The organism is Alcaligenes sp. HNGD-HTN06 (genome assembly GCF_049932565.1).
Classification (GTDB): domain Bacteria; phylum Pseudomonadota; class Gammaproteobacteria; order Burkholderiales; family Burkholderiaceae_B; genus Alcaligenes; species Alcaligenes ammonioxydans.
This window is the reverse complement of sequence record NZ_CP187782.1, coordinates 1,501,052-1,522,755: the sequence shown is the minus strand read 5'-3', so window position 1 is coordinate 1,522,755 and position 21,704 is coordinate 1,501,052. Positions and strand designations below refer to the sequence as shown.

The window sequence follows — 21,704 nt, the reverse complement described above, 5'->3', positions numbered from 1 at the left end:
AGCGGGAGCGATCGTCAGTTAGGGTCTACAAACACTAGCCATCAACCGGAAGCAGCCTCCGGGACAGCCAAGTCGAGCCAGCATAATCCCTCTCGCTTGGCATCGCTGCCGAATCTGCATGGCTTAGAGTGAGTAACCGTTCTTCGCGGTCTTCAAGAGAGACTGCCCGTAGCTGCTGGGTTGCTTGATCTGCCTACTTGCGAACACGCTGATGTCCAGGTTCGACTTCCCGCGGGCAGTGGTGATCTGTTCGATGCCTACTGGCGTCAGAGTGAGGTAGCAACCCTCGCCCCACAGAGAGTCTGCATCGATATCAACCGGGCCGGCATCACGCCACCAGCAGAGCCTTGCGACCACAGTGCCGCTCGGGTCGAGGAAGACGCTGGGCTCCTCGTCATGCGCGCTCCAGCGAAGCCGCTTCACCCAGTTCGGGCACAAAGCGAACGAATAGGCCGCTGCGTCAAAGCCCATGTCCACCGAGCAAACAACTCTCCTTACCAGCGTTGGCGCCAGATCATTGTCCAATGCGACGTACTGGCCAAGCCAAACAGCGATGGGCAGCCTGGCATAGCAGTCGTCGAAGTCTTCACTGTCAATCTCTGCCGAGGGTGCTCTAAAGCGGTAGAGGCGGTGCTCCGACAGCCGTGGCTTGAGAATCTTGAAGCGGGATACTTCGGCCACGACTTGGCCGTGGCTGTCTGCTGGGAAGGGGGCAACGTCACCGTCGACTTCGTCAATCCATTTCCGTTCTCGCTCGGACCAACCCGCACTTCGGTTCAACAGCGGCATTCGGATCCACTCGGGGCGCCCTCGCGGGAGCTTCAGCGGTCGAGGCGGAAGCGGGCAGCCCAAACGTTCCAAAAGCGTGGGCATGTCGCTGCCTTTCACTTTACCGGCCAGCCGCAGTTCTCCCGCGACGTGGCGAAGTGCGGCAATGGCAATGTAGGCGTGGGGCTTCAGGTAAGTGATCTGCATGTCGAGCACGCGAAGCTGAGTCTCAAGCGTTTTGATGCCAGAGGGCCCGAATGCCTCAAGTCCACCCCAATCCTGGATGAACATCGCTGCGCGTCGGCGGACTGTCATCTCCTCAATGCCTGCCGCCTTCGCGATCTGACGTGCCGTCGAGCGCAACATCTCGGTCCAGCCAAGCGGCGACTCGACGCGCATTGCACCAGTTCTTTCGTCCGTGAATGCTTGGTCGCCCTCTGGCGGGTGCTCGAGTTCAAGGCGATAGAAGAGCGGCAGTGGTATCGCGTCCAAGGGGACAGCCTGCCTCCACCGATGCGACAAGAGCGCGGCTGACTCTGCCACCGCGATGTCACGGTGACTGACCAACGCAGCCACGGCGCTTCCCAACTCGGGGGCAAGGTCCGCGCTATCAGCAGCCAGCAGCGTTCCGAGCGCCTGCAAGGGGGCATCTAATTCGCCGGCTATAAGTCGCCGCATAAGGGACTTGAACAAAGCGTGGCCGAGTCCGGCTTGCCTTGCCAGGCTCAACGAGCAATTGCGTGCGTGTCGCTGAACTTCTGCAACGGGCAGCCGATAAGCAAAGTGCAGCAAATCCTCCAAAAGTTCCGTGTCGCTGAGCGGTAGCTCGCTCGGCTGGAACGGTCGCCCCAGCTGGAACTCACGAGTGCAGGCCATCTGCTCCTCAAGTAGCGACCAGATGGCCGGCCAATCCGGCGTCGCGCAGATTACCGGCAGTATCGAATCCAGCTCTGTCAGCAGTGACTGGGTGTTCTCCTGGCCCGCCGTTACTGAATCGACAATGTTCTCGAAGGCGGCTGAGCATGTGGATGGTCCCTGCAAGAGCTTCATCGCCTCAAAGTAGAAGAACTTACCGCCACCCATCCACTGGCTCCAGGAACTCCAGGGGTCCTTGCTTGACTCGTAGCCTTGCATAAGCTTCTTGGCGTACTCGACCTCCCCCGCCGCAGCCAACCTTTTAACCATCAGGAAGCGGCAGCGCGCATCGTCCTGCAAGACCTGCCAGCGCTCAAATATCCTCCGCGCCAGATGAAGCGGGGCCGTCTCGGCCAGATCTCTGAAACGGTACGGGGCGTTGTAGTTCAGTTCATCGCCATCCGCTTCAAACGCGCGCTCAAGCTGCTCGAGAGTGGTCTCCGAGTCGTACTTGCTTGGCGTATACGAGTATCGAGGTTCCGGCGCTTCTGACATCCACCGGGCTACGGCGGCGTCGAGCTCGGCAGATGAAAACCCATGTCTTCCGGCAGCGATGCGAAGGCGCTGGAGTAGTCTGACCCTCTCGTGTGCCCTGCTGGCTACCTCGATCACCGCCAAAAACATCCGCGCGAGCGGTTCAATCTGTATAGGTCCTGCGGCGTCGGCGGCGATGTCGATGAAGTCACCGACGTGGTGCGGGTCCCGGTAGTACGGCTCCATGTAGAACGGCAGACACAGACCGCACCAGACCGTCGCGCAAGCCAAGACGAGTTCAGGGCTTCGCCGGACCATCCCCGTCATGAGCAGGTCAACACGGTTCGGCCAGCCAATCAGATTCCAATCCGCCAGTGTCTTTGACACCTCGCAGCCGAAGCGAGGTCCGACCTGCGTCGCTTCCTCGATTAGCGACATCGTCAAACGATGCGCGGCCGACGACCCTTCCGTTTCGGTCATGCCACCGACCTGGCGCATTAAGGTCGATACTCGCTTGACACGGTTCTCCGGGTCAGCGGCGTTCGCAAGGACCAGGATGTCTCGCCAGATTGCGTACTGCGGGTCTTTCTTGGGGGCCAACGCGTAGCCAAGGCATTGCTCGGGAATCGTCGCCAGCAACTGTTTGGCTCGCTCTAAGCCCCCGACCTCAGCCAACGCGATGGCTAGATCCGCCAACCCGTCGATCTGCTCGCTCGGCGTGCTCTCCTGAAGCTCCGCCACGAGTGCGTTGAGTCGATCGACGGCCGCCACCCGGTCACCGTCAACCCGATACGCATCGACGGCCAATCTGCGTCGTAGATACGCAGTGCCCCCCAGCGTGGATGAGGCGATGGCTGCGTCAATTTCCCGAAGTACCGCACGGTACTCAGACTCGCCGCGCATGGCACCGAGCCTCAGCAGCGCTTGCGCGAGCATGGGGACCGCTTTGAAGGCCTGCCGAATGCGATATGACTCGCTGCCGCCATCTGAAGTCAGACGTAGGACGTACCCAAGGGCAATACGAGCTTCGTCCTGGATGATGCCAGCCGGCAAAGACGCAATGTCGATGGTGGCGCGACCTAAAAGCACGCCTATCGTCGAGGCGTGCTGCTGGAACGGATGAAGGAAGGTGTGCTTCGACGGTGTCGCGCTTGGCAGCGGCTTATTGAGCAGCGTGCAAAGCCTCGCGTGATGCATCACCGCGCCGACCAGATTACCCAGCCCAGCCAGGTCCGTCTCGTCGTCGCACATAGAGATCATCGGTGCGACCAGCTTGTCGAACAGGGCCTCGGCTAGGTCACGACGGTCAGCTTCGAATGCAATTAGTGCCATCCGGCGTCGGTAGCCGTTGGGTACCTCTTCGAAGCCAGGAAGGGCAGCGGCAGCATCAAACAAAGCAAGCGCTTGCGCAACGTCGCCACGCCGACTGGCCACAAGACCTGCGTGAACCATCACCGAAGGCTTGTCTTCGTTGGCTACCCCGAGCTTGCTGCAGAGGTCTTGTGGATCGGCGCCAACCTTCTGAAGGAGCATCGCCTCTGCGGCTTCCCTCCTCAGATGCAGTTGCAGCGCGGCGACAGTTTGCGGATCCACCTTTTCGGGCTGGCGTAGCCCCTCTGCGGCGAGGTGGTCAATCGCTATCTGGATCTGCTCGGTGTCTCGGAAGTGGACGGCGCGCCTTGCCCACCTCTCGAATTCCGTTATGTTGTGGTCGTGCCCGTGGTTCTGGAACTTGGACGTATGGAGCTGCGACAGTGGCTCGAGGCTTTCAAACAGTTCCTTCGCCCGCTCGAAATCCCCTCGCGCTAACAAGGCGTCGACGACCTCGTAGCCCTGGCTGGGGAAGTACTGCACGAAGGCCAGGGCTGCATCGATGTCCCCAACCGCTAGCATCGCCAGCGGAAGCTGGTTGGCGTACTCAAGGGCAGTTTCCCGCCGCCCCACTTCGTCACGACACAGCAGCAGCCGTGAGAAGGCGGTCGCGTCGTGCGTTCCACGCACTGCCAGCAGAGCCAGGCGGATATCGGCGTGGATCTCGGCGATAGAACGCCCGTCAGCTAGTTGCTGCCTGAAGCGAGCGGGCATCGCCAGCGCAAGTACATCGGCACCGTCGCCGGCACGGGCGCGGTAGCGCAACTCAAGCCAGTACTGCGCCGATTCGGGCGGCGCGTTCTTCGCCAACTGGGCGAGGTCGCGGTACACGCGCTGCGAGTATTCGGCATCGACGCTTCCGAGGCGGGTTCGAGGTTGAGCGATGACGAACAGCCGAAAGCTGTTGTGGAAGACGCTCCACCCCTGGGATGAACTACGGAGCAGGTGCCGTGCAACGATCAGAGCGCGTTCAATCGCGGACTCCTTGACCATTGTGGCCAGCAGCCGCAGGTCCACAGGTGCCTCAGCACGAGCGATGTAGCCCAGCACGTCCATGGCATCGACATCGCTTGCGATCTCGCGCCAAGCAGCGGCGTACACGGTCTCAACATCGCCGTCGAACGACATCCCGCCGCTGAGAAGGTGCGTACGGCCGGCTTCGTCCGCGTGCAACAGCGCATGAATTAAGTAGCGCGTTGCCAGTGGGTGGCCATGCGATAGATTGCTTAGATCCAATCTTGGAATCTCGGCAGGCAGGCCAAGCGCATCTGCCATCCGGGCGACCTCCTCGTGGCCGAGAGGTCCCATGAGAACCTGTCGCTCGCTTTTCTCCGCTTGCTCTCTTACGGCGGGTTTCAGATTCGCAAGATCCAGCCGCTGCGTACCGAGGATGAACACAACCCCGTTGGGGATGGCAGCGGGAAGAGGCAGCTCGCCCAGAAGCGAATTGGCCGGCCGCTCTTCGCGAGGCACATGGTCGAGCCCGTCGACGACGATGATTGTTCGGATCCCTTCGCGGTCGAAGCGTTCACCAGCTTGCTGTACCAGAACGCCGAACTGCTCTCGGCGCTCATGCAGCGAGTCGTCGCGAAGACGAAGTCCAACCAAACCGCTGTTGCGTAACTGCGTGCCGACGTCAGTCAGGAAGTTGTCGGCCTCCCCGCGACCCACGCCTTGAGCAGCACCTGGCACGTACGCCAAGTAGCGAACGAGTCGGATATTAGCCTCAGTGGCCAGCGCAACCTGCAGGAGAGTGGACTTCCCGGAGCCAGGCGGTCCTATGAGTGACACGTAGCCCTGGTCGGCGGCATGCAGCGCGGCTAGCAGCTTGGCCTCAGTGTCACGGTTGCGCTGAACATAGGCGCCGACCGGAAACCGGTGGATGAGCAGCGTCTTGGAGGGATCGCGCCACCCAAGCTCACGAAGCAGCTCGTCACGCGTCCACCTGTCTTTGTCGCGGGCATCGGCGACTAGCCTGGGCAGTACGCTTGCAATCTCGGATGCCTGCCGCGCCTGTTCGGCGTTCAATTTGTGCGACTGGATGAAGTCCGCCGCAGCTCCGCACACCACACGGAGGCTGTGCAAAAAAAATTCGAAGTCGTCATCGCTCAGGCCGGCTTCACGGCGCAGGCGGCTGATCAGTCGACTCCATTCCTGCGTGTACCAATCCGCTAGCGGCCGATTTGGATGCTGTTGGAGTTCCTCAAGAAATGCCGCGCTGTGGGGCGGCGTACCATCGCCTGGCTTGTCAGTAATCGACGGAAAGTCATTAACAACCAGGCGAATCTCGACCCGGCTTCCCGGGTTGTCCTTGCGCAGACACTGCCAAGCATGAACCAGGGGCCTCAAGAGGCCGTTGGCACCAGTAAACAGCGTCTCAACAGTGAAAGTGCCTGGGAACTTGGACGTCTTGAACTGGTGGCCGACCACCACCCCATCGAAACCGAGCACCAAGTCGTCGGCAATACCCGCGTTGCGGTCTGCGACGCCGATCCAGAGCAGCTCGTCTCGCTCGAGCGCAGCATAAATGGCAGCTCCCGCCCGCTCGTACTGGCCAATGTATCCACGGAGTGCTCGACGTTCGCCTTCCGCCGGCACAGTTGCAGGAGCTACAGAGGTTGATGGATTCGGTTTCTTGGACATTTTGGAGCCATGTGAATGGATTAGGTAGTTGACGCCAACTGATACCAAGGAAACTGCTTCTGCATACCCCGAGGCGTCCAGCAACAAACGGTAGATGCCGCTAAGTCGTTTAGCGCTGCTCTGAAACGAAGCCTAGCCAGCCCCCAATGAAGCGGTCATTCACGAGATGGGTCGTGAACGACTAACATCAGCCTATTCTTGCCGTTCAGTCAGGAAATTCGAGTGTAGGTCGTGGCCGAAAGCTGTAACTGAAAACTCGCCTCAATCGTGTCTAACGCCATGTACCAATTACCTTCGAATTCAGAGAAAAAATCAGCGTGCATTTCCGCAAGTCCATTCATCAATCATATCCGCCCAATCCTGTAGCATCGCCGCACGTTGCTCACGGTATTCAGCCTTGTTGTATACAGCCCTGACGCCCTTCTGCTCATGTGCTAAGCACTTCTCGATCCAGTCGGTGTTGTAGCCGGCCTCATGCAACAGCGTGCTGGCTGTGCGCCGCAAGTCATGCGGCCCGAACTTGGCTAGCGACTTCCCGTCTTTCTGCGCCGCTTTGTAAGTCAGGGTAAGCACCTGGTTGAGCGTGGCCGCGCTCATCGGCGCATCCGAGTCGTACCGTGATGGCAAAACGAAGTCGGAACCTCCGGCAAAGGTTTTCAGGGCAATGAAAATATCCAGCGCCTGCCGGGAGAGGAATACCATGTGCGGGTTACGGCGCTTCATGCGCTCCTTTGGAATAGTCCATAGCGCTTCGCTGAAATTGATCTCGCTCCAGGTCGCATTAGTCAGCTCGCTTTTCCGTACCATCGTAAGGAGCAACAGCTTGGCCGCCGCACGATTTGTCGGACTTGTTCCCACCCGCTCCATGTACCGATACATCAGCCCGATTTCTTCTGGCGTCAACGCACGGTCACGCGGCTCGAACCGGGCGATGGATGCTGCACGCACCAAGGTTGCCGGATTCTCAACCTTCTGGCCGCGTTCGATTGCCCAACGATACACGTTTAATACGATTTCCCGCACATGAACGGCGGTGGCTGGTGCGCCCCGGTCAACGATGGTATCGGTCAGCGCCCGCAAGTCCTCATGGGTAATTTCGGCTAGCTTCTGATTGGAAAATTTCGGCTTCAGCTCGCGCTCATAGACCGAACGGCGCATATCGCGGGTGGAGTCGGCCATCTGGTAACCACGCAGCCACTTTTCCGCCCAGGCACCAAACGTCTCCGCATCTTTCACTCGCGCCTTGTCACGGGCCTTCTCCTTGGCCGGCGACTTGCCAGCCGCGACCATCTTCTTGGCGTCATTCAACTGTTCGCGGGCTTCGGCCAAGGTGATGCCGCCGACACCATAGCGGCCAAAGGTGATGGTCTCCTGCCGACCGTTGATTGAGTAGTTATAACGAAAGGAGATCGAACCGGCTGGTGTCACGGCCACATAAAGACCATCCCGATCATTCACCTTGTAGAGCTTGTCCCGAGGCTTGAGGTTGCGCAGCTTGGTATCAGTCAGCATTGTCCTTCTCCTTTCTCAATTTTGATACCATGCTGAAAAACACCGAAGAAACGCGCTATTTTTCCATATAAAACAATAGGTTATTAATTTTTAATACCATGCTCTCGCAAAAAACTTCAGCATGGTATCGGCATCTGCCATGGTATCGCCAGCCGATAGTACCAGCTTTAATGCCATGCTCAAGCGGTGCTTGGCGCTTCCTCTCGTTGCCAGACCCTGCCAGAAAAAAATACAAAAAAGCCCGCAGTTACGCGGGCTTCAGAGCATTTTATGCCGTCAGGTGCCTGACTTTGCCAGACGTGGAATCATTCCCACTCAATCGTCGCTGGCGGCTTGCTGCTGACGTCATACGTCACACGGTTAATGCCGCGCACTTCGTTGATGATGCGACCCGAAGTACGCTTGAGCAGCGAGTAAGGCAGTTCAGCCCAGTCCGCCGTCATGAAGTCGGTCGTCTGTACAGCACGCATGGCAACCACGTACTCGTAAGTACGTGCATCGCCCATCACGCCGACGCTCTTTACGGGCAGAAAGACGGTAAATGCCTGGGAAGTCAGGTCGTACCAATTTTTGCCAGTTTCTTCGTCAACCGTATTACGCAGTTCTTCGATGAAGATTGCATCAGCTTGGCGCAGCAGGTCTGCGTATTCACGCTTGATTTCACCCAGGATGCGCACACCCAAGCCTGGGCCTGGGAAGGGGTGACGATAGACCATGGCAGGTGGCAGGCCCAAGGCCACGCCCAGTTTGCGCACTTCGTCTTTGAACAGTTCGCGCAGAGGCTCCAGCAGCTTCAGGTTCAGCGTTTCTGGCAGGCCACCTACGTTATGGTGAGACTTGATGCCCGTAGCCTTGCCCGACTTGGCCGCAGCCGATTCGATAACGTCTGGGTAAATCGTGCCCTGTGCCAGCCAGCGAGCATTGCTGAGCTTGGCAGCTTCTTCCTGGAAGATCTCTACGAATTCGCGGCCAATGATCTTGCGCTTGGCTTCTGGATCAGTAACACCGGCCAGTTTGCCCAGGAAGCGATCGGACGCGTCGATATGGATGATTTTCAAACCCATATTGTCGGCGAAGGTGCGCATGACTTGCTCGGCTTCGTTCAGACGCAGCAGGCCGTGGTCCACGAATACGCAGGTCAGCTTGTCGCCAATCGCCTGGTGGATCAAAGCGGCAGCAACCGAGGAGTCCACCCCGCCGGACAGGGCCAGAATCACTTCCTCGTCGCCGACTTGTTCGCGAATATTGGCAATGGCCTCTTCCACGTAGTCCGGCATGTTCCAGTCGCCCACGCAGCCACAGATATCGCGCACAAAACGTTGGAACAAGGCAGCGCCTTGCACAGTATGGGTAACCTCAGGGTGGAACTGAACCGCGTAGAAGCCACGATCTTCATCAGCCATGCCGGCGATGGGGCAAGTAGGCGTGGAAGCCATCAACTTGAAGCCGGGAGGCAAGGCGGTGACTTTATCGCCGTGGCTCATCCAGACTTTGAGCATGCCGTGGCCTTCTGCCGTAGCGAAGTCCTGGATACCATCGAGCAACTTGGTGTGGCCGTGGGCGCGCACTTCAGCATAGCCAAATTCGCGCTTGTCGGAGCCTTCGGTAACGCCGCCCAATTGGCGGGCCATGGCTTGCATGCCGTAGCAAATGCCCAGAACGGGAACGCCTGCTTCAAAAACCGCAGCGGGAACTTGCAAAGCGTCGTCGGCGTAGACTGACGCATGGCTGCCCGACAAAATAATCCCTTTCAGGCCTTCTTGGGAGCGGATAAATTCATCGCTGACATCACCGGGATGAATTTCACAGTAAGCACCAGCTTCGCGCACGCGGCGCGCAATAAGTTGGGTGACCTGGGAGCCGTAATCAAGAATCAGAATTCGCTGGTGCATGAAAGTATCGAGCCAATAATAAAGCGGTAAAGGGTCTATTTTACGCTGTGTAGCGCCGCTTAGGGAGCCGTAGAAATACTCCAGGCCGAAATTGTCCTGCATCACTGGCATTCATGCGGCAAGGCAGCTACAGTACATGCAGCCATTTTGGGAGTTTCAGCATGTCTTCGAGTCGTACCCCTCATTCAAACGAGCTCAATGAACACCATGAATCCCGACCTGCACAGGCCGGTCCACAGCAAAGCGGGGGCAGCTATATTCCCGCCTCTGGTGCTGCTGACGAACGTTCGCGTGGCTTTGCCTACGAATGCCAGCAAGATACCGACGAGGTATCGGGCAGCCTGACATTTGTACTGGTTCACGGCGCCTGGCACGGTGGCTGGTGCTGGTCCCGGCTGGCTGAGCGGCTCCAGGCCAAAGGACACAAAGTCTACACCCCCACCTTGACGGGCCTGGGCGAGCGCAGTCATTTACTGGGTCCGGACATCACCCTGAATACCTTTGTGGATGATGTCGCCAATTTGATACGCTGGGAAGATCTGTCCAATGTCGTGCTGGTTGGCCACAGCTTTGCAGGCCTGGTGATCAGCGGCGTGGCCGACGTCATGCCACGTTGCATACGTCATCTGATTTATCTGGATGCCTTTATTCTGCCTAGCGGCACCAGCACGTTTGATACCCTGCCTGAAAAAATGGTGGAGAGCATGATCGCCTCGGCCGGCCAAAGCACGATTCCCGCTGTCCCCCCTCCTCCCCTGCATGCATTGGGACTGCATGCCACAGAGGATCTGCGCTTTGTCGGCAATCGCCTGACTCCACAACCCCTGAGCGTTTACAGATCAGCTTTAGTATTGCAAAACCCGGTCATCGGTAACTCCCGCCCCTGCACTTATATTTCCTGCACGCAGCCGGTGTTTCGAGCAGTAGACACCTCGCGCGAGTGGGCCCGCCAGCAAAAGGACTGGGAATTTAGGGAGTTGGAAACCGGGCATAGTGCGGCTATCACCCATCCCGATTTGCTAAGTCGCTTGCTCGTGGAAATCGCCGACTAGTCAGCCTGCGGGAACGCCGGGACATCAGGTCGATAAAGTTCGCAAAGACGCATTTGCCCGTGCCATCCGCAGAGGAAGGCCTCCATGCAGCGAAAAACCTCGCCCGCCACGTTCCCATCCTGATCCATACAGGCGGCCGCCCACTACGGTCAGACAGGAAAGCGGCATGGCAAAAAAAAACGCCAACCCACAGGTTGGCGTTTTTTGGCATGCAAGAGACTGACTACGATCAGTCGGCGCGGTAGTTTGGCGCCTCTTTGGTGATCTGCACATCGTGCACATGAGACTCACGTACACCCGCAGCCGTAATTTCCACGAACTCGGCCTTGGCATGCAATTCCTCGATGGATTTGCAACCGCAGTAGCCCATGGAAGCACGAATGCCGCCCACCAATTGGTAAATAATGGCGATGACACTGCCCTTGTAGGGCACACGGCCTTCAATACCTTCTGGGACCAGCTTGTCTGCGTTATTGGAAGGGTCCTGGAAATAGCGGTCCGCTGAACCATCAACCATGGCGCCCAAGCTACCCATACCACGGTAGGACTTGTACGAACGGCCCTGGAACAGCACTACTTCACCAGGAGACTCCTCGGTACCGGCAAACATGCCACCCATCATGCAGGCAGACGCACCCGCAGCCAGGGCCTTGGACACATCGCCCGAGAAGCGGATACCACCGTCAGCAATCAGCGGCACGCCCGTACCTTCCAAGGCCTTGGCGACATCCGCAATCGCGGTAATTTGCGGCACACCCACACCGGCCACGATACGCGTCGTGCAAATAGAGCCTGGGCCGATCCCGACCTTGACGCAATCTGCACCCGCTTCGACCAGCGCACGGGCCGCTTCCGCCGTGGCAATATTGCCGCCAATGACCTGAATGCGCGGGAAATTCTTCTTGACCCAGCGAACGCGCTCGATAACACCACGGGAGTGACCGTGGGCCGTATCCACCACCACTACGTCCACACCGGCTGCGGCCAGTTTCTCGACACGTTCTTCAGTACCGTCACCTACACCAACTGCAGCGCCAACGCGCAGCTGACCGTGGCTGTCTTTGCTGGCCAGTGGATGCTCGGTGTTCTTGACAATATCTTTGACAGTGGCAAGACCACGCAGCTGGAACTGATCGTTCACAATCAGCACGCGCTCCAGGCGGTGACGGTGCATCAAGGCCTGGGCCTCATCCAGCGTGGCACCTTCGTGCATGGTGATCAGACGCTCCTGGGGCGTCATGACATCGCGCAAAGGCAGATCCAGGCGGTCTTCAAAGCGCAGATCGCGGTTGGTGACAATACCCACCAATTTACCGGCTTCCACCACAGGCAGACCGGAAATACCGTGCTGGCGCTGCAGATTGATGGCATCGCGCACCTTCATGGTGGGCGTGACCGTGACCGGGTCAATCACAATACCGAACTCGTGACGCTTCACACGTGCGACTTCACGCGCCTGGGCATCGGCTGTCAGGTTTTTGTGGATGATCCCGATACCGCCTTCCTGTGCCATGGCAATAGCCAGACGCGCTTCGGTAACCGTGTCCATGGCAGCCGAAACCAGCGGAATATTCAGGGTGATGTCCCGCGTAAAGCGGGTGAGCAAGGATGTATCGCGAGGCAGAACCTCGGAGTAAGCGGGAACCAACAACACATCGTCGAAGGTCAGTGCTTTCTTGATGAGACGCATGCTTTATAACTCCGTCCAAAAATCGATTATACGCGTAAGCAATTACGCAATCCAGACCCGAGCGTTGCGAAACATCCGCATCCAGGGAGTAAATCCACCATTTGCCATTTGATCAGCCCCCTGATCAGCTGCGCCCCACTGCGCTGGCGTCCAGGACATCATGACGTTGCGGGTCACGCGTTCCGGGTGCGGCATCATGATGGTAAAGCGGCCATCTGCCGTGGTCACACCCGTCAAGCCGTCGGGGCTGCCGTTGGGATTCAGCGGGTACTGCTCGGTACGCTGACCACGATGATCCACGAAGTGAACCGCAGCGGCGACCTTGGACGCATCGCCCTGACGCTGGAAGTTGGCAAAGCCTTCACCATGAGCCACGGCAACCGGCAAGCGGGTGCCTTCCATGCCCTTGAAAAACAGGGACGGCGACGCAGCAATTTCCACACTGGAGAAACGCGCTTCGTATTTTTCCGACTGGTTACGGGTAAAGCGCGGCCAGAATTCTGCGCCTGGGATCATGGGAGCCAGGGCGGCCATCATCTGACAACCATTACAAATACCCAAACCAAAGGTATCGCTACGTCCAAAGAACGCCGCGAACTGATCGGACAACTGACTGTTGAAACGAATGGTTTTGGCCCAGCCTTCACCGGCGCCCAGCACGTCCCCATAACTGAAGCCACCTACAGCCACCATGCCCTGCATGCCTTCGAGCGATGCGCGGCCCGACAGCAAGTCGGTCATGTGTACGTCCACGGCCTCGAACCCGGCTGTGTCAAAGGCCCAGGCCATTTCGACCTGGCTGTTGCAACCCTGTTCGCGCAAGATGGCAACGCGGGGGCGCTTACCGGTAGCGATGAAAGGAGCGGCAATGTCTTCCTGCGGATTGAACAGAACACGCGGGCTGATACCGGGATCTTCCACATCCTGCCAGCGTTCGAATTCAGCCTGGGCGCAAGCGGGATTGTCACGCCGCTCCATGATACGGCGGCTGACTTCGCTCCACTGTTGGGCCAGCTCAACCCGAGGTGCCTGATAAATGCAGGCGCCATCACGGTAGAACTCGATCTGATCGTTTTTATTCAGACCCCCAATGACGTGGGAGTGAGCCGACAAGCCTGCCTCACGCAGAGTTTGCATAACCCGGTCGCGCTGGGCCAGCGGTACTTGAATCACAGCACCGGCCTCTTCATTGAACAGAGCGCGCAAGGTAAGTTCATCCCGCTGTACGGCAACTTGCTCGGCGCGGATCTTGTAATCCCCCCAGTCCGCGGCGTGTGGGTCAATAGTCAACATGTCCAGATTCACGGACACGCCGGTATGCCCGGCAAACGCCATTTCAGCCACGGTGGCAGCCAGACCGCCATCGGATCGATCGTGGTAGGCCAGGATCAGATCCTGATCGGCCAACTGACGGATCACCTTCACAAACGACAGCATGGCCTGGGCATCCTGCATATCGGGGACGGACTGTCCGACCTGATTGAAGGCATGAGCCAGAACGGAGGCGCCCATGCGCTGCTTGCCCTGCCCCAGGTCAATCAGGATCAAGGCAGTATCACCCGCTTTGGTTTGCAATTGAGGGGTGAGCGTGCGACGCACATCGGCCACTTGGGCAAACGCAGTCACAACCAGAGAAACCGGAGAAATCACCTGACGGGATTCGCCGTCCTGCTCCCAGCTGGTGCGCATGGACAGCGAGTCCTTGCCCACCGGGATGGACAGACCCAGGCTTTGGCACCACTGGCTGACGGCCTGAACCGTGTCAAACAAGGCAGCATCCTGGCCGTCTACACCGCACGCCGCCATCCAGTTGGCAGACAGCTTGACGTCTTTCAGGTCACGCACATCGCTGGCGACCAGGTTGGTCAGGGCTTCAGCCACGGCCATACGGCCGGAGGCAGCAGCGTCGATCATGGCGCTAGGGCTACGCTCGCCCATGGACATGGCTTCGCCACGCACACCTTCAAAGTCAGCCAAGGTTACGGCGCAGTCAGCCACGGGCACTTGCCATGGGCCAACCATCTGATCGCGACTGCACAAGCCACCCACGCTACGGTCACCAATGCTGATCAGGAAAGTCTTGTTGGCCACGGTGGGATGACGCAGCACCCGATGCATGGCATCGACCAAGGGGATTTCCGTCAGGTCCAGCGGCTCAGCCACCCCTTGCAGACGTTTGACGTCACGCTCCATACGTGGCGCCTTGCCCAGAATCACGTCCATAGGCACGTCTACAGGACGCTCCTCGATGCTCTTGGGGGTATGCACGTCGTCCACACCAGGCAGACCCTCACCGAACGTCACACGCAACTGGCGCTCTTCGGTAGCCACACCCACGACGGCAAAGGGGCAACGCTCGCGCTGAGCGATGCGCTCGAAACGCGGCAAGTCCTTGGGCAAAATAGCCAGGACGTACCGCTCCTGCGATTCGTTGGACCAGATTTCGGCGGGCGACAGACCCGATTCTTCCAAAGGAACGCGCGTCAGTTCAAAAATGGCGCCACGCTCGGCATCGTTGACCAGCTCTGGGAAGGCATTGGACAAACCACCCGCCCCCACGTCGTGGATAGCAATAATGGGATTGTTCTCGCCCTGTTGCCAGCAGCGGTCAATCACTTCCTGGGCACGACGCTCCATTTCCGGGTTGCCACGCTGCACGGAGTCAAAATCCAGCTCAGCACGGTTGGCACCCACGCCCATACTGGACGCAGCGCCACCACCCATACCAATACGCATGCCGGGACCACCCAGCTGAATCAGCAAGGCGCCCACTGGCAGAGGATCTTTGTGAGTCAGGCGATCGTCAATCGAGCCCAGACCACCGGCAATCATGATGGGCTTGTGATAGCCCCAGCGCTGATCGCCAGCCGTTTGTTCAAAGGTACGGAAGTAACCCAGCAGATTGGGACGACCAAATTCGTTATTGAAGGCAGCACCACCAATCGGGCCTTCAATCATGATGTCCAGCGGGCTAGCGATACGGTCAGGAATACCGTGGGAGTCTTTTTCCCAAGGTTCCATTTGTTCAGGAAAGCACAGATTGGACACGGTAAAGCCGGTCAAACCCGCTTTGGGCTTGGAGCCACGGCCGGTTGCGCCTTCGTCACGAATCTCGCCACCGGCACCCGTCGATGCGCCAGGAAATGGAGCAATCGCGGTGGGATGGTTGTGCGTTTCCACCTTCATCAACGTGTGAACCAGCGCTTCGTGACGCTGATACACGGGCTCGTTGGCCTGATCGTTGATACCGGCGTGAAACAGAGTGGCTGGACCGCCCGTCATGATGGCGGCATTATCGGCATAAGCCACCACGGTGTTTTCAGGCTGAGCAGCATGGGTTTCACGAATCATGCCAAACAAGGTCTTACCCTGGCTTTGACCGTCAATTACCCACTGTGCGTTAAAAATCTTGTGACGGCAGTGTTCGCTATTGGCTTGGGCGAACATCATCAGCTCCACATCGTGCGGGTTACGACCCAGACGTGTGAAGGCCTCCATCAGGTATTCAATTTCATCTTCGGACAGCGCCAGACCCATTTGCTCGTTGGCCTGTTTCAAGGTTGCCACGCCACCGCCCAGAATATCCACGGTCTGGATCGGCTTGCCCTCCAGTTGGGTAAACAAGGCCTGTCCGTCAAAATCCAGACCCACTACCGTCTCGGTCATGCGATCGTGCAGCAAGTCAGCCATTTGCTCCAGCTGCGCCTGATCCAGCTCTTTAGCGCCTAACAATCCACGCTTGGGAGTAATGATGTAGCGCACACCGCGTTCAATACGACGGACGGCCTGCAAACCACAGTTGTGGGCGATATCAGTCGCTTTACTGGCCCAGGGCGACACGGTGCCCAGTCGAGGCACAACGCGCAGCACCAAAGCGCCCTTGGGCGGCTGCGGGTCCAGCGCAGGCAGACCATCGTCCAGCAGATCGCTCAGGTGCTGACGGGCACTGGCATCCAGACCGGACTCTTCAGTCCAGACGTAGTATTCATGCAAGGCAAGAATGTCGGCAACTGGCAGTTGACGCTGCTCGATACGCTCTAGCAAACGCTCACGACGAAATGCGGAGAGCACGGACGAACCGGGAAAGTACAGGATTTGGCTCACGATACGGGAGGGGCAAAAAAGTGGGAGAAATAGAAAACACGCCATTTTAACCGGAAGCGACACAAGAGGTCACATCACTAAATGGCGTGCACAAAAAGGAAAATTCAGATCCAACAACGGGCTCGCGACCAGGGTTGCAGACACGATCACCCCGGCAAGCGCGACAGGACGTCTTGAGGGACCGGAGCGATTGGCGCCCCGCAATCTCCAGTACGGGCCAGGCACGGGATTCAAATCGGGCTGTCTCCATCCAGATCCGGGGCGGGGGCAGGTTCAGGGTAGGACACGCTCAGAATATCCAGCTCTTCCTTGCCGGCCGGGGTACGCAACACAACCGTATCGCCTTCACGCGCTTTAATCAGAGCACGGGCAACCGGTGAAATCCAGCTGATACGCCCTTGCAAAGGCTCGGCCTCGTCCACTCCCACAATCGTGATGGTGAACTCTTCACCTTGGCTGTCGCTGTACACCACAGTTGCACCAAAAAACACCTGATCCGGGTTCGGCTGCAAGCCGGGGTCGACCACTTCCGCAATTTCCAGACGTTTAGTCAAAAAACGGATGCGACGGTCAATTTCACGCAGGCGTTTCTTACCGTACAGGTAATCGCCGTTTTCTGAACGATCGCCATTGGAGGCGGCCCAGGAGACGATCTGTACGACTTCGGGGCGTTCTTTGTTCATTAGATGGCTCAATTCGCTGCGCAAACGGCGATAGCCCAGAACCGTCATATAGTTTTTGGTGCCGCTAGGCAGCGCGCTAGCCGGCGTGTCCAGATCGTCGTCATCGTCCTGATCGGACTCTTTTACAAAGGCTTTATTCATCGTTTTGATTGCTCCTGCTACAGCCACTCATGCCAGACAGGCTTCAACCCCGAAGGCAAAGGCGGCAAACCGCCCAAATCAATCCGCCCTTCACGGGGGCCATGAAAATCCGACCCGCAAGACACTTCAAAACCATAACTGCGCGCCACCTGGGTATACACACTGTATTCCTGAGTAGAGTGACTGCCCGTCAACACTTCAATCCCGACGCCCCCCAATTCCAGAAACTGGCTATACAAAGCATGACTGCGGGTGTCGTCCAGCTCATAACGTCCCGGGTGAGCAATAATGGCCTTACCACCCGACTCGCGTATCCAGCCTACCGCTTCCTCCAGACTGGCCCACACGGTTTCGACCGCAGCAGGTTTACCATCAGCCAGGTAACGACGAAAGGCTTCGTTCATATCGGCACAATATCCTTGCTGCACCAAAAAGCGCGCAAAGTGCGTTCGGCTGATCAACTCCGGGTTGGCTGCAAAGGGCACTGCGCCTTCGTACGCGTCAGGAAACCCCAGCTCCGCCAGACGCTCGCCCATTTGCCGGGCGCGCTGTCCACGACCAGCACGCACGTCCTGCAAGGCCTGGTGCAGCGGCTCGTGGTCCGGGTTCACACCCAAACCCACAATATGGATGGTTTTGTTCGCCCAGGTAACGGAGATTTCCACCCCGTCAACAAACCCCATTCCCAACCGCTCGGCATGGTGCCGGGCCTGCTTGAGGCCACCGATTTCGTCATGATCTGTCAGGGCCCACAGCTTCACACCGTTAGCATGCGCACGCTCAGCAAGTTCTGCGGGGCTGAGCACCCCATCTGAATAAATGGAATGGCAATGCAGATCAACGGGCAGGCAGGCCTGAACACTCATAAGGGGCTATCCAGCAAGAAAGTAATCGATGTGGTTGATCTGCTCGGCATTGCGCAGCATGGGCGCATGCCCCACCTTGGGGATGGTCACCAGTTGGGAATTCGGATTGCGCTGCAACATTTCCTGCGCCACCTCTGGTTTCAGCAGATCAGACTCCTGACCGCGCATAATCAGAACCTTGTCTGGCAAACCCTCATAAGCCCCCCAGAGCAAAGCCTGCGCTGCTTCCAAGTCCACATCCGCCTGCTGGGCAAAGGCTTGTGACAAGCGCAAGTCATAATGACGACGCCACTTTCCTTCATGCTCCACAAACACGTAACGGGACATCTGTGCCCATTCTTCGGCGGAGTGTTCCCCAAACGAGGCCGAGACAGACCGCACATAGTCCACCGCCTGCTCGAAAGTCTCAAACTGAACGGCTTGGCCCACGTATTCGCTGATGCGCTGCAGACCTGTCAGATTCAGCGCCGGCCCTACGTCGTTGAGCACCACCCGCCCCAAAGGCAGTTGCAAAGGCGCTGATGCCAAGCCTGGGCCGGGGCGTGTGGGTCGCAGCAAGGCCGACATGGCTTGCGCGCCTTGCAAGCCCAGCGCAATCAAGCCCCCCATGGAGGTACCGACCCAATCCAGCCGTGCCGGCTTCACGCGGGCGATCAACACGAGCATGTCAGCCACGTATTGCGGGATGGCATAGGCGGCGGGGTCAATCAGCCAGTCCGAGCGACCTCGTCCCACCACGTCAGGAGCAATGACGCGATAGCGGCTGGACAGCCGCTGAGCCAGCAGGTCAAAATCCCGGCCTGTACGCGTCAGCCCGTGTACGCACATCAGGACCTGATCGTTATCGGGATCGCCCCACTCCCAGTACGCCATGCGATGCGTGCCTGCGGCACTGGCACACATAACCCAATTGAGGCGCGGCTCCTGTAGATCAGTTGTCATGAACGCTCGGACAAGAATTTGACAGATAAAGGGCTATTGTAGCCCAGGCTGACGGCTTTACCCTGCCGTTTATGTCCCCGCTCAGGGCGGTGGGGACGATTGCCAGTAGCGGGCGTAGCGGTCACGCTCGCCAAAGTAATACAAGGCTGACGGACGTGACTCCACCGTCAACGCCCCCCACTGATCGGTACGCAGAAACAAAGCTCCTGATCGCTCCCAACGAGCCTGCACCAGGGCATGGGGGTGGCCGAAACGATTCCACCACCCTAGTTGGGCAATCGCCAGCCCCGCCTGCATCTGTTTGACAAAATGAGCCCCCGAGGAAGTCCGGGACCCATGGTGGCCGACCACAACCACATCAATGGGCCCCACGCCAGCCGCCACAATGGCTTGCTCCTGCGCGACACCGGCATCGCCTAACAGCAAAGCGCTGTGTCGGGCACCTTGAACCTCCAGCACGCAGCTGACGGCATTCTTGTCCTCCTCGCGACCGGAGGCAGCCTTGTCACTGCTCGGCTCAGCCGGCGGCCACCAGAAGCGAAAACGCACGCCATCCACTTCCCAACTGACATCCTGTTCGCAGCGCCGGATCTGCTCTGGGCGCGGAGTGGAGCCCGTCGCAACGCCCAACAGGCGCTCCTCCCGACTCACATGCAGGTCCAGATCAAAGCTACTGTATGACCGACTGACCGGGGCGGCCTGCAAGACGCTGCGCGTCCCGCCCACATGATCCATATCGGCATGGGACAGCACCAAGGTATCTATCTGCCCTATCCCTGCTGCTTTGAGCCAAGGGGCGATGCTGCGTTTGCCCTCGTCCGAATCAGGGCCATAACGGTTTCCCACGTCAAATACCAACACCTGACTGCGGGTACGCAAGACTACGGCACTGCCCTGGCCGACATCCAGCGCAAATAAATCCCAGTCCCCTTCCTGAAGTAAAGAGGGGCGAATCGCCAGAGCGGGGATCAACAGCGACAAGCCGCTCAAGCGGGACACAAACCCTCGGGGCAAGAGCAGAAGCAAGACCCCCAGCAAAGCCAGCACAGTCCAGGCCCAGTGTTGCGCAGGCACCGGAACGCTCGCCAGGTGGCGCTCAGCCAGCCATACCGTGGGCTGCATCGTGAAGTCCAGCGCGGCATGAGCGAGATAAGCGAGGGACTCACACCAGGCCGACGGTGCCTGGAGTGCGACCAGGATCAATAACAGCAGCACCAAGGGCGTGACAATCGAACCGATCAAGGTGATGGCGTACGCATTGGCGGGCAAGGAAGCCAGAGATACCTCGTGGAACAAGGGAGCCACGGCGGGCAACAAGGCCAGGGTAATCAGAATCTGCAGCCAGGCGGCAAACCCCATTCTGCGTCCCCAACGCTGCCACCACGCCCCAGCTGGCGGCACCTGTCCCATGAGCTGAGCAAAAGCGAACAGAACCGATACCGCCCCAAAGGACAAATAAAACCCGGTCGTCAGCCCCACCCAGGGGTCGTGCAACACCACGACCCATGCCGCAAGCAGCAAGGTTCGGCCCGCGCCCAAATGCAAACCCCGGACACGACACAGGCCCACCACCAGCAACATCAAGAACGTACGTTGGGCTGGCACCCCCCAGCCTGCTATAAGGCAATACACCCCCGCCCCCGCAATCCCTACCCAGGTAGCAGCGAGCTGAGCCGGAATCTGCTCAGCCAGTACCCAGCGTCCCCAGCGGACACGTCGCCAGCACCAGGACACCAGACCGGCTAGAAGCACAGCCAGAAAGGTAACGTGCGTGCCACTGATGGACACTAAATGAGTCAGCCCGCTGCGATTGAAAATCAGCCAGTCCGGCGCAGCGATGCTGGCTTGATCCCCCAAGGACAACGCCAACATCACCCCGCCCCAGCGCCGCTCCTGCACATAAGGCAGCAAGAGCTTGCGAAGATGATGACGCACGCGCTCAGTCCACGTATGCCAGGAATCAGCCGGATCAAAAGCCAGGGGTTGCGGCTGACCCCGCACACTGCCAACAGCCCGCCAGCCTTGAGTGATCGCATGACGCTCTGCATCGAAACCGTGGGGGTTACGTGCTCCTTGCGGGGGTCGTACTAAGAGAGACATCCGCCAACGCTGGCCAGGCATCAGCTCCGGGAAGTGATGGCCAGGGGGCTCTCGATACAAAGAGTACCGTTGGGCTGCGTTCCAGCGCACCAGGATATGCTCTGGCAAACCCGGCGGCTGGGAGCGCAAAACCCGTGCTTGAAACTGCCTGTGGCTGGGTCCTGCCTGCACTAAAGAAAGGATTTCCAACTCGACACGACTGACTTTATTGGTATCTTCCGCAAGGACAGACTGGCTGAGTCGATCCTGTATGTGCCAAACGCTGTAGCCGGCCCCCAAGAAGGCAAACACCAGGACGTAGCTCACGGGAAACCGTGGGACTAGCACCAGGCACAGCAGCGCTGCACCCAGCCAGCACCAGACTGAATACCCTAAATAAGACGGTGCCAGAAAATGGGTAAATGTTGCAGCAGCCACAAAGGCAGCCAGACATGCCCGCCCTATCATGCGTTCTGTACTGCCATATCGCCCCCAAGCCAAATCTGTAGCTTAGGAGTCCAGGCACCATCAGACCGTTACGGCAAACAACTTTGCTCACCTCGGCTTGTACC

The 21,704-nt window shown here is 58.7% G+C and carries 10 protein-coding genes; 1 reads left to right on the top strand and 9 read right to left on the bottom strand.

Going from position 1 to position 21,704, the window contains the following annotated elements:
• Window positions 1-123: 123 nt before the first annotated feature.
• From ACOZ42_RS06885 to guaA, 3 genes are all read right to left on the bottom strand, one after another.
• Window positions 124-6,171 carry an ATP-binding protein gene (locus ACOZ42_RS06885; protein ID WP_426345717.1) on the bottom strand — a complete coding sequence of 2,016 codons (6,048 nt, stop codon included), beginning with the start codon at window positions 6,169-6,171 and terminating at the stop codon, window positions 124-126.
• Window positions 6,172-6,483: 312 nt separating this feature from the next.
• The gene (locus tag ACOZ42_RS06880; RefSeq protein ID WP_426345716.1) at window positions 6,484-7,683 is read right to left on the bottom strand and encodes a tyrosine-type recombinase/integrase; all 1,200 of its coding nucleotides are present in this window, start codon (window positions 7,681-7,683) and stop codon (window positions 6,484-6,486) included.
• Window positions 7,684-7,988: 305 nt separating this feature from the next.
• A complete protein-coding gene (gene guaA / locus ACOZ42_RS06875; RefSeq protein ID WP_003801334.1) occupies window positions 7,989-9,575 on the bottom strand; it encodes a glutamine-hydrolyzing GMP synthase in 1,587 nt (528 codons plus the stop codon).
• A 161-nt stretch (window positions 9,576-9,736) separates the two neighbouring features.
• Between guaA and ACOZ42_RS06870 the strand changes: the two genes are divergently transcribed.
• The gene (locus ACOZ42_RS06870) at window positions 9,737-10,627 is read left to right on the top strand and encodes an alpha/beta fold hydrolase (protein ID WP_003801336.1); all 891 of its coding nucleotides are present in this window, start codon (window positions 9,737-9,739) and stop codon (window positions 10,625-10,627) included.
• A 229-nt stretch (window positions 10,628-10,856) separates the two neighbouring features.
• Here the strand turns inward: ACOZ42_RS06870 and guaB are convergent, their stop codons facing one another.
• The 6 genes from guaB to ACOZ42_RS06840 all read right to left on the bottom strand — a co-directional run bounded on the left by guaB (window position 10,857) and on the right by ACOZ42_RS06840 (window position 21,600).
• Window positions 10,857-12,317, bottom strand: a complete 1,461-nt coding sequence (guaB, locus tag ACOZ42_RS06865; RefSeq protein ID WP_131071577.1) for an IMP dehydrogenase — start codon at window positions 12,315-12,317, stop codon at window positions 10,857-10,859.
• 42 nt (window positions 12,318-12,359) lie between these two features.
• Window positions 12,360-16,421: a phosphoribosylformylglycinamidine synthase gene (gene purL, locus ACOZ42_RS06860; protein WP_426345715.1), complete on the bottom strand. Its 4,062-nt coding sequence runs from the start codon at window positions 16,419-16,421 to the stop codon at window positions 12,360-12,362.
• A 230-nt stretch (window positions 16,422-16,651) separates the two neighbouring features.
• Window positions 16,652-17,245, bottom strand: coding sequence for a transcription elongation factor GreB (gene greB / locus ACOZ42_RS06855; protein WP_003801341.1), 594 nt, complete (start codon window positions 17,243-17,245; stop codon window positions 16,652-16,654).
• Between the two features lie 17 nt (window positions 17,246-17,262).
• Window positions 17,263-18,111, bottom strand: a complete 849-nt coding sequence (locus ACOZ42_RS06850) for a PHP domain-containing protein (protein WP_426345714.1) — start codon at window positions 18,109-18,111, stop codon at window positions 17,263-17,265.
• A 6-nt stretch (window positions 18,112-18,117) separates the two neighbouring features.
• Window positions 18,118-19,014, bottom strand: coding sequence for an alpha/beta fold hydrolase (locus tag ACOZ42_RS06845; protein ID WP_003801346.1), 897 nt, complete (start codon window positions 19,012-19,014; stop codon window positions 18,118-18,120).
• 120 nt (window positions 19,015-19,134) lie between these two features.
• Window positions 19,135-21,600: a DNA internalization-related competence protein ComEC/Rec2 gene (locus ACOZ42_RS06840; protein WP_426345841.1), complete on the bottom strand. Its 2,466-nt coding sequence runs from the start codon at window positions 21,598-21,600 to the stop codon at window positions 19,135-19,137.
• Between the last annotated feature and the right edge of the window lie 104 nt (window positions 21,601-21,704).

Excerpts from the sequence above, each read along its gene's own strand:
- ACOZ42_RS06885 (WP_426345717.1), bottom strand. The coding sequence starts at position 6,171 with ATGTCCAAGAAACCGAATCCATCAACCTCTGTAGCTCCTGCAACTGTG.
- ACOZ42_RS06880 (WP_426345716.1), bottom strand. The coding sequence starts at position 7,683 with ATGCTGACTGATACCAAGCTGCGCAACCTCAAGCCTCGGGACAAGCTC.
- guaA (WP_003801334.1), bottom strand. The coding sequence starts at position 9,575 with ATGCACCAGCGAATTCTGATTCTTGATTACGGCTCCCAGGTCACCCAA.
- ACOZ42_RS06870 (WP_003801336.1), top strand. The coding sequence starts at position 9,737 with ATGTCTTCGAGTCGTACCCCTCATTCAAACGAGCTCAATGAACACCAT.
- guaB (WP_131071577.1), bottom strand. The coding sequence starts at position 12,317 with ATGCGTCTCATCAAGAAAGCACTGACCTTCGACGATGTGTTGTTGGTT.
- greB (WP_003801341.1), bottom strand. The coding sequence starts at position 17,245 with ATGAATAAAGCCTTTGTAAAAGAGTCCGATCAGGACGATGACGACGAT.
- ACOZ42_RS06850 (WP_426345714.1), bottom strand. The coding sequence starts at position 18,111 with ATGAGTGTTCAGGCCTGCCTGCCCGTTGATCTGCATTGCCATTCCATT.
- ACOZ42_RS06845 (WP_003801346.1), bottom strand. The coding sequence starts at position 19,014 with ATGTGTGCCAGTGCCGCAGGCACGCATCGCATGGCGTACTGGGAGTGG.
- ACOZ42_RS06840 (WP_426345841.1), bottom strand. The coding sequence starts at position 21,600 with ATGATAGGGCGGGCATGTCTGGCTGCCTTTGTGGCTGCTGCAACATTT.